Origin of the sequence: Streptomyces sp. SCSIO 75703 (assembly GCF_036607905.1) — a bacterium.
GTDB lineage: Bacteria > Actinomycetota > Actinomycetes > Streptomycetales > Streptomycetaceae > Streptomyces.
In genome coordinates this window covers 6314104-6328454 of record NZ_CP144555.1, presented here as the reverse complement: position 1 = coordinate 6328454, position 14351 = coordinate 6314104, and the positions used below count along the sequence as shown (strand labels likewise).

Sequence of the window (14351 nt, the reverse complement as noted above, 5' to 3'; positions counted from 1 at the left end):
GGGCCTCTTCTCGAAGGTGGGGTCAGGCGAGTTGGCGGTCGTTCCGGTCGGGGAGGGCGTGGGGGGCGCCTGGCTCGGCGAACAGTTCCCGCAGCCAGGCGAGTTGTTCACGCCGGTGGTGTCCGCCGCCGCCCTCGTGGCCGTTGAACTCGTAGACGCGCAGGTCCTTCGGACCGCCGTAGCGGTGGTAGGCGGCGAAGCACGTCGAGGGCGGGCAGACCTCGTCCATCATGGCGATGGAGAAGAGCGAGGGGGCGGTGGCACGCGCGGCCAGCAGGGCGGCGTCCAGGTAGGACAGGGTGGTGAAGACGGTCCCGGCCCGGTCGCGGTGCAGGCGCAGGTACTCCGCGACCTCGGTGTAGGGCGGCAGGCCGGCGATGCGCGCGGCCCGCCGGAAGTCGCACAGGAAGGGCACGTCGGGCATGGCTCCCGCGAGCCCCGGCACGAGACCGGCCACGGCGAGCGCGATGCCGCCGCCCTGGCTGAGGCCGGTCACCACGGTCCGCCGCGGGTCGATCGCCGGGTGCGCGCGGACGGCGTCCACACAGCGGACGGCGTCGGTGAACACCCGCCGGTAGTAGTGGTCGTGGGGGCTCTCGACGCCGCGGGTGAGGAAGCCGGGGACGGTGCCGTTCAGCGCCGCGGTGTCGGGAGTGTCCCCGCCCGCGGTGGACCAGCCCTGGCCGCGGGTGTCCATGACGAAGTGCGCGTACCCGGCGGTGGCCCAGAGCACCTGCTCGTGCGCCAGGCCCCGGCCGCGTCCGTAGCCGAGGAACTCCACGACGCAGCCGAGCGGGGCGCTCGCCCCGGCGGGCAGGTGCAGCCAGCCCCGGACGGGCTCGCCGGCGAACCCCGGCACGGTCGCGTCGTACGTCGTCACCTGGGTCAGTCCGGTGTCCACCGGGGTGAAGCGGGCGGGCGTCCGGTGCGACCGGGCCTCGCGCAGGGTGCGGCCCCAGAAGGCGTCGAGGTCGGCGGGTTCGTCGAGGTCGGGCCGCAGTGCGAGGCACTCGGCGAGGGTGAGGTCCGTCAGTGGCATGAGGGGGCCCGGGGGTGAGGCGCGCGTCCGGCGCGGCGCGGGGTGGGGAAGGGGCCGGCGGGACCGACCCGAAAGGCGTAAGGGCAGACGTCTGATGTCTGCTGTCCTGGGACCCTAGAGATCGTGTCGTCGGCCGTCAAGTACCCCTGCGCCGCCCCTCCCGGGACGCGGACACACCGCAGGCGCCCCGGGCAAGGGGGCGCCTGCGGCGGGCGGGGCGGGATCAGCGGCGGGCGCGGGCCTCCGCGATCCGCCGGCGCACGGGGGCGTAGTGGTCGGCGAGCGCCGCGGCGAACTCGGCCGGGTCGCGGTCGCGCACGGCGTCCACGATGCGCTGGTGGTTGGCGATCGTGGCGGCCTCGTGCTCGTGCGTGAAGACGTCCAGGTGCGGCGCGACGATCACGTAGACGTCCCAGAAGGCCGTGGAGAGCTGGCCGATGAGGTCGTTGCCGAGGGGCGCGAGGAGCAGGGTGTGGAAGGCGCGGTCGGTCTCGACGAAGCCGTCGCCCCCGCCGGAGCCGCCCGCGCGCATCTCGTCGACGAGGCCCTGGAGCCGCTCGATCTGGTCCTCGCCGAGGGAGGCGACGAGCCGGTCGGCCATCCCCCGCTCGAACAGCTCGCGCACCTCGACCAGGTCGGAGAGGACCTGGAAGTCGTCGTCGGGACTGAGCAGCCCCCGGAAGGCCAGGCTCTCCACCAGGGCGGACAGGCTCAGCCGCCCCACGTAGGTGCCGTGGCCGTGCCGCACCTCGACGATGTCGAGGGCCGTGAGGATCCTGATCGCCTCCCGCACGCTGGAGCGGCTGGCGCCGAGCGCCTCGCACAGCGCGGGCTCGGTCGGCAGCGGATCCCCCGGGCGCAGCTTGTTGCGCAGGATGTACGCCTTGATGCCGTCCACCACCTCCTGGCGCAGCGGTTGACGCGCCGCCTTGGGCTCCGGCACCACAGGCCGGACGGCCCCCTGTCCCAACGCCACCTCTTGACCCCTCTCACTCGCCCAGCTACGTTCCCACGTTATCAAGCATCAGACATCAGACGTCTGATGCGCACGAGGCCCCCACTCGCCTCCCTCCGCTCGACCATCCGTCATCTCCCGCCTGGAGGACTCCTTGTCCGCGCGCAGTGCAGCCGGCGTCGATCGCCGCACCTTCATGAGATACACGAGTGCCATCGGTGTGGCGACCGCGGTCACCACGGGCCTCACGGCCTGCGGGGGCCCGGCCTCCAGCGGAGACGGTACCGGCGACTCGGGCGGCGGCGGCGACACCATCGAGGCGGGCATCTCCTACCCGCTGTCCACGGGCTTCGACCCGATGATCACCTCGGGTGCCACCCCGTACGCGGCCAACATGCACATCTTCGAGGGACTGGTCGACCTCGACCCGGCCACGCTCGTGGCACGCCCCGCGCTGGCCACCGAGATGCCCAAGAAGATCAACGCGACCACCTACCGGGCCACCCTGCGCCCGGGCGCGACCTTCCACGACGGCTCTCCGGTCACCGCGGACGACGTGGTGTTCAGCTTCGAGCGCGTCCTGGACGAGAAGAACGCCTCGCTGATGGCGCAGTTCGTGCCGTTCGTCGACCAGGTCACCGCCGTCGACGCCTCGACGGTCGAGTTCAAGCTGAAGTACGCCTTCGCGCTCTTCCCGTCGCGCGTCTCGGTGGTCCGGATCGTGCCGAAGAAGATCGCCGGCGCGGACGCCAAGTCCTTCGACTCCCGTCCGGTCGGCTCGGGCCCCTACCGGTTCGTCTCGGCGGTCCGCGAGGACAAGATCGTCATGGAGGCGTACGACAAGTACAACGGCCCGCACCCCGCCAAGGCCAAGCGGATGGTCTGGCGCCTGATCTCCGACCCCTCGGCACGCGTCAGCGCGCTCAAGTCCGGCCGGGTGCAGGCCATCGAGGACGTGCCCTACATCGACGTCAAGGGCTTCACCGGCAAGGACAAGGTCGAGTCCGTCCAGTCGTTCGGACTGCTCTTCCTGATGTTCAACTGCGCCGACGCGCGGTTCCGGGACAAGCGGGTGCGGCAGGCCCTGCACTACGCCCTCGACACCGAGAAGATCATCTCCACGGCGCTGCTCGGCAACGCCGAGGCGGCCACCGGATACGTGCCGGCCACCCACCCCGACCACCACCAGGCCGCCACCGTCTACACCCACGACCCGGCCAGGGCGCGCAAGCTGCTCGCCGAGGCGGGCGCGGACCGGCTCTCCTTCACACTCATGCTCACCGACAACGGCTGGGTCAAGGACATCGCGCCGCTGATCAAGGAGAGCTGGGCGGCCGTCGGCGTCGAGGCCAAGCTCGACATCCAGCAGTCCGCCGCGCAGTACGCCAAGATCGACAAGGGCGACTTCCACGCCCTGGCCGCGCCGGGCGACCCGTCCGTGTTCGGCAACGACGCCGACCTGCTGCTGCGCTGGTTCTACTACGGGTTCTGGCCGGAGAACCGTTACGGCTGGGCCGGTTCCGCCGCCTACCGGCAGACGAAGTCGCTGCTCGACAAGGCCGCGGCCGAGCCCGACGAGACGAAGCGCAAGGAGCTGTGGGGCCGGGTGACCGACCTGGTCGCCGACGAGGCCGCCCTGTACCCGGTGCTGCACCGCAAGCTGCCCACGGCGTGGCGCGAGGGAACGCTGACCGGGTTCCGGCCGCTGCCCACCACCGGGCTGTCCTTCGTCGACGTCGGCCGGGCCTGACCGCGCACCACCCGGCCGCCGGGCCGCCGCCACGCCCCCGGGGCCGCGGCGGCCCCCGACCCCGATCACTAGGAACCCCACGATGGTTGCATTCCTCCGGCTCGCGCTGCGCCGCGTCGCGATGATGCCGGTGATGGTCCTCGGCATCGCGCTGCTGGTCTTCGTGGTCCTCCGGTTCTCGCCGACCGACCCCGCGTACAACGCGCTCGGCGAGTCGGCGAGCCCCGAGGCCCGCGCGGCGTTCGCCGAGGCGAACGGCCTCGACGACCCCCTGCCCGTGCGCTACCTCGCCTTCCTCGGCGACCTGCTGCGCGGGGACCTCGGCGTCACCATGTCGCCCAGCCAGCCCGTCACCGACCGGATCGCCACCGCCTTCCCGCTCACGCTGCAACTGACCCTGCTCGGTCTCGCGCTCGCCGTCGTGCTGGCGCTCGTCTTCGGCGTCACCAGCGCCGTCCACCGGGACCGCTGGCCGGACCAGGTCTTCCGGGTGCTGTCGATGGCCGGCATCGCCCTGCCCTCCTTCTGGCTCGGTGTCCTGCTCATCCAGCAGTTCTCGCTGAACCTGCCGCTCTTCCCGACCGGCGGCTACGTCAATCCGGCCGACTCCCTCTCCGGCTGGCTGGAGAGCATGACGCTGCCCGCGCTCTCCCTCGCCCTCCCCGTCGCCTCGTCGCTGGCCCGTCTGGTCCGCACCTCGATGGTCGCCGAACTCGACCGCGACTACGTGCGCACCGCCCGCGGCAGCGGCCTCCCGCCCTTCCTGATCATCCGGTCGGTACTGCGCAACGCCCTGGTCACCCCGCTGACCGTGCTCGGCGTCAAGGTCGGCTACATGCTCAGCGGCGCGGTCGTCATCGAGGCGATCTTCGACCTGCCGGGCATGGGCAAGCTGATCCTCGAAGGCGTCACCGGCGGCGACGTCGGTCTGGTCCAGGGCACCGTGCTCACCATCGCGGTCGCCTTCCTCGTGGTCAACGTCGTCGTCGACCTGCTCTACCTGCTCGTCAACCCGCGCATCAGGACGGTGTGATGTTCGCTCCACGCTCCCTCGCCGGGCGGACCGCGCCGGGCACCCGCCTGCGCCGCCTGCCCGTGCCCTCCCGGATCGCCCTCGGCGTCCTCCTCCTGGTCGCCCTCGGCGCGGTGTTCGCCCCACTGCTCACCCAGGACCCGCTGGCCACCGGCGTCCCGGCCCAGGCTCCGGGCGCCGACCACTGGTTCGGCACCGACCGGGCCGGCCGCGACGTGTTCGCGCGGGTCGTGCACGGGGCGCGCTACTCGCTCGTCATCGGCCTCGGCGCCACCCTGCTCGCGCTGGTCGCCGGGTCCGCGCTGGGCGCGCTCGCGGCCACCGCCCGCCGGTTCGCCGACGAGTCGGTGATGCGCACCCTCGACGTCGTGATGTCCTTCCCCCCGATCGCGCTGGCCGCCGTCCTCGTCGCCGTCTTCGGACCCAGCGTCCCGGTCATCATCGTCACCATCGCCGTCGTCTACGCGCCCTCGCTCGCCCGCGTGGTGCGGGCCAACGTGCTGGAGCAGTACGGCGAGGACTACGTCGCCGCGGAACAGGTGATCGGCGCCCGCCGCGGCCACATCGTGGCCCGGCACGTCGCCGTCAACTGCGCGGCGCCGGTGCTGGTGTTCGCCACCGTCATGGTGGCCGACTCGATCATCTTCGAGGCGAGCCTGTCCTTCATCGGCGCCGGTGTGCAGGACCCCGACCCGAGCTGGGGCAGCGTCCTGGCCTACGGGCGGCAGATCCTGCTGTCGGGCGGCTGGTGGGCGACCCTCTTCCCCGGCCTGTGCGTGCTGCTCACGGTGCTCGCGCTGAACGTCCTCTCCGAGGGCATGACCGACACCGCCGCCTCCCCGGACACCTCCCGCTCCGGCGGCACGGCCTCCGACGAGGAGAACGCCTCCGCCGCCGCGCCGGACGCCGGGGCCGCCGAGGTGGACGCCGCGCTCGACGCGCTCGCCGCCCGCCTCGCCGTACGGGAGCCGGCCGTGCCGCCGCTGCCCGAGGACAGCGCCGACCTCCTCGTGGTCCGCGACCTGACGATCCGCTTCCCCGACCGCTACGGCGACACCCGTGTCGTCGACGGCATCTCCTTCACCGTCCGCGAGGGCGAGACACTCGGCCTGGTGGGCGAGTCCGGCTGCGGCAAGTCGATCACCAGCCTCGCCGTCATGGGCCTGCTCGCCCGCAACGCCGAGGCCACCGGCGAGATCCTCTACCGGGGCCGCGACCTGCTCAGGCTCTCCCCGAAGGAGCGCCGCGCCCTCATGGGCCCGGAGATCGCCATGGTCTACCAGGACGCCATGTCGTCGCTGAACCCGTCCGTCCTGGTCGGCACCCAGCTCCGCCGGCTCACCTCCCGCGGCGGCACCCGCACCCCGGCCGAACTCCTCGAACTGGTCGGCCTCTCCCCCGAGCGCACCCTGCGCAGCTACCCCCACGAGCTCTCCGGCGGCCAGCGCCAGCGCGTGCTGATCGCGATGGCGCTCTCCCGCAGCCCCCGGCTACTCATCGCCGACGAGCCGACCACCGCCCTCGACGTCACCGTGCAGGCCCAGATCGTCGAACTGCTGGTCCGGCTGCGCGACGAACTCGGCTTCGCCATGGTCCTCGTCTCCCACGACCTGGCCCTGGTCGGCGACCTCGCCCACCGGGTCGCGGTGATGTACGCGGGACAGGTCGCCGAGGCCGGGTCGACCCGGGCGCTGCTCACCGACCCGGCGCACCACTACAGCCGCGGGCTGCTCGGTTCCGTCGTCTCCCTGGAGACCGGCGCGCGCCGGCTGCACCAGATCCGCGGCGTGGTGCCCGCGCCCAGGGCGTTCGGCCCCGGCTGCCGCTTCGCCTCCCGCTGCTCCGCCGCCACCGAGCGGTGCCGCACCAGCCCGCCGGCCCCCACCGGCCGCGAGGGCTCACCGGACCACCGCGTCGCCTGCCACCACCCGGCGCCCGCCGGCCGGCCGCTGGAGGGCGCCCGATGACCGCCTCGAAGGACACGCCCATGGACCCCCTCATCCGCCTCGACCGCGTCCACGTACGGCACCGGGCCCGCAGCGGCGGCCTCCTGCGCCGGGACACGGTGCACGCCCTGACCGACGCCTCCCTCGAAGTCCGGCCCGGCGAGATCCTCGGCCTGGTCGGGGAGTCGGGCTGCGGCAAGTCCACCCTGGCCCGCGTGGTCACCGGGCTCCAGCGGCCCACCGAGGGCCGGGTGCACTTCCGGGGGCAGGACCTGTGGACCATGAGCGCGGCCGAACGGCGCGGCCGGTTCGGGGCCGCGGTCGGCGTCGTCTTCCAGGACCCCTCGACCGCGCTGAACCCGAGGCTGCCGGTGAGCCGCATCCTGCGCGATCCGCTGGACGTGCACGAGCGGGGCACCCGGGCCGAACGCGAGCGGCGGGTGCGGGACCTGCTCGGCCTCGTGGGGCTGCCCGCGCACACCCTGGACGCGCTGCCCGGCCGGCTCTCCGGCGGCCAGCGCCAGCGGGTGGCGATCGCCCGCGCGCTCGCCCTGGAGCCGGAGCTGATCGTGGCCGACGAGCCGACCAGCGCCCTGGACGTGTCGGTGCGCGCCCAGATCCTCAACCTGCTGGTGGACCTGCGGGAGCGGCTGGGGCTGGGCATGGTCTTCATCTCCCACGACGTGCAGACGGTGCGGTACCTGGCGGACCGGATCGCGGTGCTCTACCTGGGCCGGGTGGTCGAGGAGGGCCGGTCCGCGCGGGTCACGGGCGACTCCCGCCACCCGTACACCGAGGCGCTGCTCTCGGCGACGCCGAGCCTGCTGGAGCGGCCGGAGCGGATCGTGCTGCACGGTCCCGTCCCCTCGGCCACGCACCCGCCGTCGGGCTGCCCGTTCCGCACCCGCTGCTGGAAGGCGGACGACGCGTGCGCGGGCGCCTTCCCGGCGGCCTCCGAAGGGGTCGAGGGGCACCGCTGGCACTGCGTCCACCCCCAGCCGGGCACCGCCGCGCCGGCCGCCGGCGGACCGGGCCCGGGAGCCGCCGCCGTCGGGGCCTGAGGGGCGGCCCGTCCGGGGGTGGGCGGGGTAACGCGGCCGAGGCCGGACAATGGGTTCATGGACGGACTGGCTCGGCGCTCGCCGCGGGTCAGGGTGCTCGTCTGGATCGTGGCGGTGCTGAGCCTGACCGTGCTGGCGGCCGCCGCGGTCGTGCGCAGCACCCTGCTCGACCCCGGCTTCTACGGACAGGTACTGGAGGACGAACGCGCCTACCAGCGGATCTACGACGAGGTCCTGGTCGACCCGCGCGGTGCGCCGGCCACCCAGGAACTGCTGGACCGGCTGCCCGTGCCCCAGTCCACCGTCACCTCCAACCTCAAGGTGGTGATCCCGCCGGAGACGCTGCGGGCCATGGGCGACCGGCAGATCGCCGAGGTGGTCCGGTACCTGGAGGGCGACGGCGACCGGCTGCGGCTGACGGTCGACCTCGGGCCCGTCGTCGCCAACGTGCAACGGCTGAGCGAGGCGTACTTCGGGGACGCGGTGGCCGCGCTCCAGCAGCGCTCCGAGCCGGACTTCCAGGCGTTCGTGCAGCGGCTCTCCGAGATCGCCGCACAGGTCGTGGCGGGCGAGGCGCCGCTGGAGGGACTGCCATCCCTGCCGCTCTCGCACGAGCAGGCCCTCGCCGCGACGGACGCGCTGCTGCGCCTGGTGCCGCGCGACGGGCGGGCGGAGCTGCGGCCCACCGTGCAGGCGGCGCTGGACCGGGGCAACGTGACCGCCGCGCTGGCCGCCGTCGCGCCGGCCGCGGTGACCGACCAGGTCCGCTCGGCGGTGACGGAACTGGTGCGGGAGGCGCGCGACGGCACCTGGGTGCTCACCGTCGACCTCGACGCGTCCCGGGAGGTGGCGGAGCAGGCGCGGCACGCCCGCGCGGTGACCCGGCTCTTCCAGGAGGTGGTGGAACCGGCCGCCGCGGTGCTCTGCGCCGGTGCGCTGACCCTGCTGTGGTTCTCCTCTCCCCCGCCGACCGCGCGCCGGCTGATGCCGCTGGGCTGGGTGCCCGCCGCGGCGGCGGTGCTGACCGGGCTGGCCGTGCTGCTGCTGCGGGTGGCGCTCGGCGAGCTGCCGTTCCGGCCGCCGCCCGAGTGGCCGCCGGCGGCGACCCGGCTCTTCGACGACGTGCAGGCCGCCGCCGTGCAGCGGGTGCTGACGACGGCCACGGTCGTCGCCGTGATCCTGCTCGCCGCGAGCGCCCTGCTGATCACCGTCTCCTGGGTCTGGCAGACCCGGCCCAGTCTGCCCCGGCTCACCGACCCCCGGCACGCGCCGCTGCTGACCGCTGCCGTCTCGGCCTGCGCGCTGCTCGGCACGATGATCGCGCCGGTGGCGCTGACCGGCCCGTCGCCGCGCATCTGCCAGGGCAGCGCCGAACTGTGCGACGCCCGGTACGACGAGATCGCCCAGCTCGCCTCGCACAACGCGATGGCGACGACCGCGGACCGGTTCATCGGCCCCCTCCAGGACCCGGACATGGTGGGCCAGCTCGACGCCGGGGTGCGGGTCCTGCTGCTGGACACACACCGCTGGGAGCGGCCGGAGGAGGTCGCCGGCCGGCTGAGCACCTCCGAGTTCTCGCCGGAGCTGCGCGACCGGCTCACCCGGGTGCTGGAGCGGGTCAACCCGCCCCATCCGGGCCTGTGGCTGTGCCACTCGGTGTGCGGCGCCGGGGCGCTCGAACTGACGGCGTCGCTGCGCCAGACGGGCGACTGGCTGCGCGCGAACCCGACCGAGGTCGTGACGCTGATCGTGCAGGACGGCATCGACGGCGAGGACACCCGCCGCGTGTTCGAACGGGCCGGGCTGGCCGACCTGCTCTACGTGCCGGACGCGGACCCCGACAAGCCGTGGCCGAAGCTCAAGGACATGATCGACAGCGGCCGGCGGCTGGTCGTCTTCGCGGAGAAGGCGGACGGCCCCGCCCCGTGGTACCGGAACTTCTACCGGTACGGCATGGAGACACCGTTCGCCTTCCGCAGCCCCTCGGAGATGAGCTGCGTACCGAACCGGGGCGGCACGGACAAGCGGCTCTTCCTGATGAACCACTTCGTCACGGCGGGCGGCGGGCGGCGGCTGGACGCGGGCACGGTCAACTCCCGCGACCGGGTGCTGGAGCGGGCCCGCGCGTGCGAGCGGGAGCGGGGCCGGCCGGTGAACTTCGTCGCCGTCGACTACGCGACGATCGGCGACGCGCTCGGCGCGGTCCAGCAGCTCAACACGGAGCGGCTGCACGGGAACGCCGGCCGGCCGGGCGCGGCGCCCGCGCGCCCGGCCCCGGGCGGCTGAGCCCGCCGTACGGCGTCCGGGGCCGTACCGCTCAGTGCCAGCTGTGCGGGGCGAGGAAGCCGGCGGCCCGTTCGGGCCGGGCCCAGCCGGGGCGCGGGGCGTCGCCGGCCGGGCCGGGGTCCGCCGGGGCGGCGGTGGCGCGGGCCAGCAGGACCGCGGTGACGGCGGCGAGTTCCTCGGGGCCGGCGTGGCCCTTCTCGACGCGCAGGTGGCTGGTGCTCACGCGGGGCTCCTTGTCACTGGGGCGGGTTGCCGTGCTTGCGGAAGGGCAGGTCGGCGTGTTTGGCGCGCAGCATGGCGAGCGAGCGGGCCAGGACCTCGCGCGTCTCGGCGGGGTCGACGACGTCGTCGACGAGGCCGCGCTCGGCCGCGTGGTAGGGGTGCATCAGCTCGGCCCGGTAGGCGTCGACCAGGCGGGCGCGTACGGCCTCGGGGTCCTCGGCGCCCGCGATCTGGCGGCGGAAGATGACGTTGGCGGCGCCCTCGGCGCCCATCACGGCGATCTCGTTGGTGGGCCAGGCGTAGGTGAGGTCGGCGCCGATGGACTGGCTGTCCATGACGATGTAGGCGCCGCCGTACGCCTTGCGCAGGATGAGGGAGATCCGCGGGACGGTCGCGTTGCAGTAGGCGTAGAGCAGCTTGGCGCCGTGGCGGATGATGCCGCCGTGCTCCTGGTCGACACCCGGCAGGAAACCGGGCACGTCCAGCAGCGTGACGATCGGGATGTTGAACGCGTCGCACATCTGGACGAAGCGCGCCGCCTTCTCGCTCGCCTCGATGTCCAGCACCCCGGCGAGGACCCGCGGCTGGTTCGCCACCAGGCCGACCACCCGGCCGTCCAGGCGGGCCAGGGCGCAGACCACGTTGCGGGCCCAGTGCTCGTGGACCTCCATGACCTCGCCGTCGTCGACGAGCGCGGTGAGGACGCGGTGCATGTCGTACGGGCGGTTGGCGTCCACGGGGACCAGGTCGAGGAGGTCGGGGGTGCGGCGGTCGGGCGGATCGTCCGAGGCCACGACCGGGGGGTGCTCCCGGTTGTTCTGCGGCAGCATCGACAGCAGGTAGCGCACCTCGGCGAGGCACGTCTCCTCGTCGTCGTAGGCGAAGTGGCACACGCCGCTGGTCCCGGCGTGCACGTCGGCGCCGCCCAGGCCGTTCTGGGTGATCTCCTCGCCGGTGACGGCCTTGACGACGTCCGGGCCGGTGATGAACATCTGCGAGGTCTCGCGGACCATGAACACGAAGTCCGTCAGCGCCGGACTGTAGGCCGCCCCGCCCGCGCACGGGCCGAGCATCACGCTGATCTGCGGGATGACACCCGACGCCCTGGTGTTGCGCTGGAAGATGCCGCCGTACCCGGCGAGCGCGGAGACACCCTCCTGGATACGCGCACCGGCCCCGTCGTTCAGGGAGACCAGGGGAGCACCGGCCGCGATGGCCATGTCCATGATCTTGTGGATCTTGGTCGCGTGGGCCTCGCCCAGCGCACCGCCGAAGATCCGGAAGTCGTGCGCGTACACGAACACCGTCCGGCCCTCGACCGTGCCCCACCCGGTGACCACACCGTCCGTGTACGGCCGCTTCGCCTCCAGACCGAAGCCGCTCGCCCGGTGCCGGCGGAGCTGCTGCACCTCGTGGAAGGAGCCGGGGTCGAACAGCAGCTCGATCCGCTCCCGCACGGTCAGCTTGCCCCGGGCGTGCTGTGCCTCGGTCGCCCGTTCGCCCGGTCCGGCGAGGGCCCGCGCGCGCACCGCGCGCAGGTCCTCCGCCCTCCCCCGGGTGTCCGCCGGGGCCGGGTCCTCGGTCCTGTCCTGCACCATGCTCATGTCGGGCGCTCCTCGTCCATGGGGGCGGCCCCCGGCCCGTCGGTCCGGGCGGCCACGCGTCGGGTCAGAAGAAGTTCCGGCGGAACAGCCGGTGGAAGATGCCCACGACGATGCCGTACAGCAGCGCCGCGACCGCGGAGGCGCTCAGGAACGCGCCCGTGCCGCCCGCGGCGAACGCTCCGAAGACCCAGTAGGCGGGCAGGACGCCGGGCAGTGCGTTGACGCCGGAGAAGTCGCCGAGCGCGCCCGTGACGCCGATCGCGGCCAGCACGAAGAGCGCCTTGAAGGCGGTGAGGCACTCGATCTTGTTCTTGGCGAGGGAGACCGCGACCAGCAGCGCCGCGGCCCCGCCCGCCGCGCACAGCGCCGCGAGCACCAGCGCCCGGCCCGCGCCGTACCCGCCGAGGCCGGAGGCGGACAGGAGCAGCAGCGGGTACAGCAGGCCCAGCAGGCCCGCCATCGCCAGGCGGGCGCCGAGGAACCGGGCCGGGGAGAGCGGCAGCACCCGGAACGCCGACACGAGTCCCTGGTCCCGTTCGTCCACCATCAGCAGCGCCGTCATGAACGCCGGGAACATGCCGACGATCACACAGAAGAGGCCCAGCAGCTCGGCGTGGTGGCCGCCCACCGCGGGCCAGCGGCGTTCCAGCAGCGGCACCCCGGCCCGCAGCAGGACCAGGAAGACCAGCGGGACGACGAGCAGCCCGCCCACCGTCCGGTCGCGGACCACGCTCCGCAGGTCGTTCGCCCAGATGACCCTCGCCGTCCTCACGCCGCCCCCACCCGGCCCCGTACCCGCGCGTCGAAGGAGCGCACGGCCCACACGAACGCGGCGGCGCCCGCGACCGCGAGGAGTCCCACGGCGTAGAAGACCTCCCACAGCGGACGGGGGGCGAGCGAGCGTTCGATGAGGAGCAGGGACGCCTGGGTGGGCAGGACGTGGTACGCCGCGCGACCGCCGATGCCGAGGAAGCCGAGCAGCGGCAGGTACAGCGGCACCAGGAAGACCGGCACGATCAGCAGGTACTCGTTGAGCGACCGCACCCGCACCACGGCCGCGACGCCGACGCAGACGAAGAGCGCCGAGGTCAGGACGACCGCCGTGAGCAGCGGCACCGGCCGGAATCCGGTGCCGTGCGCCGTGACCGTCATGGTGAGCGCGCACACCACCGACACCGCCGTCAGCGACAGCGCCTTGGCGCCCACGTACAGCGCCGGGGTGAGCGGGGTCACCGCGACCGCGTGCAGGGTGCCCGCGCCCCGCTCGAAGAGCATGAGGGCGCCCACGAAGAGGAAGCCGATCATCGTGGGGTCGGAGAGGACCAGCAGCACCGTCACGTCCGCCCGCCACTGCTCCGGGAGCAGCCGCAGTCCGATCCCGTACGCGGCGGTGACCAGGACGGCGACGGTGACGATCTGGTAGCGCAGTTGGAGCCGCAGGTCCCACACGACCGCGCGGGCCAGGGTGCGCAGCGTGTCGCGGGAGCCGCGCGGCACCGGGGCGTCGAGGACGGTCATGTCAGTTTCCGTCCGGTCGCGGCGACGAACACGTCCTCCAGGGAGCGTTCCCGGGAGTGCACCGACACCAGTTCGTGCCGGCGCAGCACGTCGAGGAACGCCTCGTCGGTGCCGAGCCGGTCCAGCGGGAACTCCTTGACGGCGAGGACGCCGTCCTGCCGGTACTCGACGACGACGTGCCGCCGCGAGTCCTGGGCGCACAGCTCCTTGGGGGCGCCGGTGCGGCGGACGGTCCCGTCGACGAAGAACGCCACCCGGTCGCACAGTTCCTCGGCGTCGTGCATGTTGTGCGTGGTGAGGAAGACCGCCTTCCCGCGCCGGCGCTGCTCCTGGACCATGTCCTTGAGCAGCCGGGCGTTGACCGGGTCGAGTCCGCTGGTGGGCTCGTCGAGGAAGAGGACCCGCGGGTCGTGCAGGAGCGCGCGGACGAAGCACAGGCGCATCTTCATGCCCTTGGAGTAGTCCTCGACCCTGCGGTCGGCGTGCTCGTCGAGGCCGACGCGGGCCAGCAGTCCGGTGAGGTCCGCCGTGGAGCGGTAGAAGGAGGCGAAGAAGCGCAGGTTCTCCCGGCCGGTCAGTTTCATGAAGAGGTTGGGGAGTTCGAAGCCGACCCCGATCTCCTCGTAGTAGTCGGCGCCGCGGCCGGCCACGTCCCGGCCCAGGACGCGCACGGTGCCCTCGAAGGGCTCCAGGCGGCCGGTGAGGATCTTCTGCACGGTGCTCTTGCCGGCCCCGCTCGGCCCGAGGAACCCGAAGACCTCGCCGGGGCCCACCCTGAAGGAGACGTCCCGCACGGTGGGCCGCGACCCGCCGCGATAGGTGTAGGACAGTCCGTCGACTTCGATCACTACCGCTTCTTCCTTCGCTGTTCCGGGCCCGCCGAACCGGCCCGCTCCGGTGCGCGGGCCGGTTCCCGTGGCCCGCCGGGCGGGCCGGC

General features: G+C 73.5%; 12 protein-coding genes. 5 read left to right on the top strand and 7 right to left on the bottom strand.

Annotated elements, in window-relative coordinates:
• Nucleotides 1-22 precede the first annotated feature (22 nt).
• Complete coding sequence (locus VM636_RS27845) at nucleotides 23-1039, bottom strand: acetylxylan esterase (RefSeq protein ID WP_030423013.1); 1017 nt, start codon at nucleotides 1037-1039, stop codon at nucleotides 23-25.
• A gap of 223 nt (nucleotides 1040-1262) precedes the next feature.
• On the bottom strand, nucleotides 1263-2009 hold the full coding sequence (locus VM636_RS27840) for a FadR/GntR family transcriptional regulator (RefSeq protein ID WP_234312813.1): 747 nt from the start codon (nucleotides 2007-2009) through the stop codon (nucleotides 1263-1265).
• 181 nt (nucleotides 2010-2190) lie between these two features.
• On the opposite strand from VM636_RS27840, the gene VM636_RS27835 reads away from it, so the two are divergent.
• From VM636_RS27835 to VM636_RS27815, 5 genes are all read left to right on the top strand, one after another.
• Nucleotides 2191-3744, top strand: a complete 1554-nt coding sequence (locus VM636_RS27835; RefSeq protein WP_051821571.1) for an ABC transporter substrate-binding protein — start codon at nucleotides 2191-2193, stop codon at nucleotides 3742-3744.
• A gap of 82 nt (nucleotides 3745-3826) precedes the next feature.
• Nucleotides 3827-4777 carry an ABC transporter permease gene (locus VM636_RS27830; protein WP_030423016.1) on the top strand — a complete coding sequence of 317 codons (951 nt, stop codon included), beginning with the start codon at nucleotides 3827-3829 and terminating at the stop codon, nucleotides 4775-4777.
• A complete protein-coding gene (locus VM636_RS27825; RefSeq protein ID WP_053913126.1) occupies nucleotides 4777-6744 on the top strand; it encodes a dipeptide/oligopeptide/nickel ABC transporter permease/ATP-binding protein in 1968 nt (655 codons plus the stop codon). Before VM636_RS27830 ends, VM636_RS27825 begins: the two co-directional genes overlap by 1 nt.
• Nucleotides 6741-7784 (top strand): ABC transporter ATP-binding protein, encoded by a 1044-nt coding sequence (locus tag VM636_RS27820; RefSeq protein ID WP_030423018.1) that lies wholly within the window; start codon nucleotides 6741-6743, stop codon nucleotides 7782-7784. The genes VM636_RS27825 and VM636_RS27820 overlap by 4 nt, the downstream gene beginning before the upstream one ends.
• A gap of 57 nt (nucleotides 7785-7841) precedes the next feature.
• A complete protein-coding gene (locus VM636_RS27815; protein WP_053913127.1) occupies nucleotides 7842-10070 on the top strand; it encodes a PI-PLC domain-containing protein in 2229 nt (742 codons plus the stop codon).
• 31 nt (nucleotides 10071-10101) lie between these two features.
• On the opposite strand, the gene VM636_RS27810 is transcribed toward VM636_RS27815, so the two are convergent.
• From VM636_RS27810 to VM636_RS27790, 5 genes are all read right to left on the bottom strand, one after another.
• Entirely contained in the window at nucleotides 10102-10293 is a 192-nt protein-coding gene (locus tag VM636_RS27810; protein WP_030423020.1) for an acyl-CoA carboxylase subunit epsilon, read from the bottom strand.
• 13 nt (nucleotides 10294-10306) lie between these two features.
• A complete protein-coding gene (locus VM636_RS27805) occupies nucleotides 10307-11896 on the bottom strand; it encodes an acyl-CoA carboxylase subunit beta (protein ID WP_053913128.1) in 1590 nt (529 codons plus the stop codon).
• A 64-nt stretch (nucleotides 11897-11960) separates the two neighbouring features.
• Nucleotides 11961-12668 (bottom strand): hypothetical protein, encoded by a 708-nt coding sequence (locus VM636_RS27800; RefSeq protein ID WP_030417535.1) that lies wholly within the window; start codon nucleotides 12666-12668, stop codon nucleotides 11961-11963.
• On the bottom strand, nucleotides 12665-13414 hold the full coding sequence (locus tag VM636_RS27795) for an ABC transporter permease (protein ID WP_030417536.1): 750 nt from the start codon (nucleotides 13412-13414) through the stop codon (nucleotides 12665-12667). Before VM636_RS27795 ends, VM636_RS27800 begins: the two co-directional genes overlap by 4 nt.
• Complete coding sequence (locus VM636_RS27790; RefSeq protein ID WP_053913129.1) at nucleotides 13411-14262, bottom strand: ABC transporter ATP-binding protein; 852 nt, start codon at nucleotides 14260-14262, stop codon at nucleotides 13411-13413. The genes VM636_RS27795 and VM636_RS27790 overlap by 4 nt, the downstream gene beginning before the upstream one ends.
• Nucleotides 14263-14351: the final 89 nt, after the last annotated feature.

Excerpts from the sequence above, each read along its gene's own strand:
- VM636_RS27845 (WP_030423013.1), bottom strand. The coding sequence starts at position 1,039 with ATGCCACTGACGGACCTCACCCTCGCCGAGTGCCTCGCACTGCGGCCC.
- VM636_RS27835 (WP_051821571.1), top strand. The coding sequence starts at position 2,191 with ATGAGATACACGAGTGCCATCGGTGTGGCGACCGCGGTCACCACGGGC.
- VM636_RS27830 (WP_030423016.1), top strand. The coding sequence starts at position 3,827 with ATGGTTGCATTCCTCCGGCTCGCGCTGCGCCGCGTCGCGATGATGCCG.
- VM636_RS27825 (WP_053913126.1), top strand. The coding sequence starts at position 4,777 with ATGTTCGCTCCACGCTCCCTCGCCGGGCGGACCGCGCCGGGCACCCGC.
- VM636_RS27820 (WP_030423018.1), top strand. The coding sequence starts at position 6,741 with ATGACCGCCTCGAAGGACACGCCCATGGACCCCCTCATCCGCCTCGAC.
- VM636_RS27815 (WP_053913127.1), top strand. The coding sequence starts at position 7,842 with ATGGACGGACTGGCTCGGCGCTCGCCGCGGGTCAGGGTGCTCGTCTGG.
- VM636_RS27805 (WP_053913128.1), bottom strand. The coding sequence starts at position 11,896 with ATGAGCATGGTGCAGGACAGGACCGAGGACCCGGCCCCGGCGGACACC.
- VM636_RS27795 (WP_030417536.1), bottom strand. The coding sequence starts at position 13,414 with ATGACCGTCCTCGACGCCCCGGTGCCGCGCGGCTCCCGCGACACGCTG.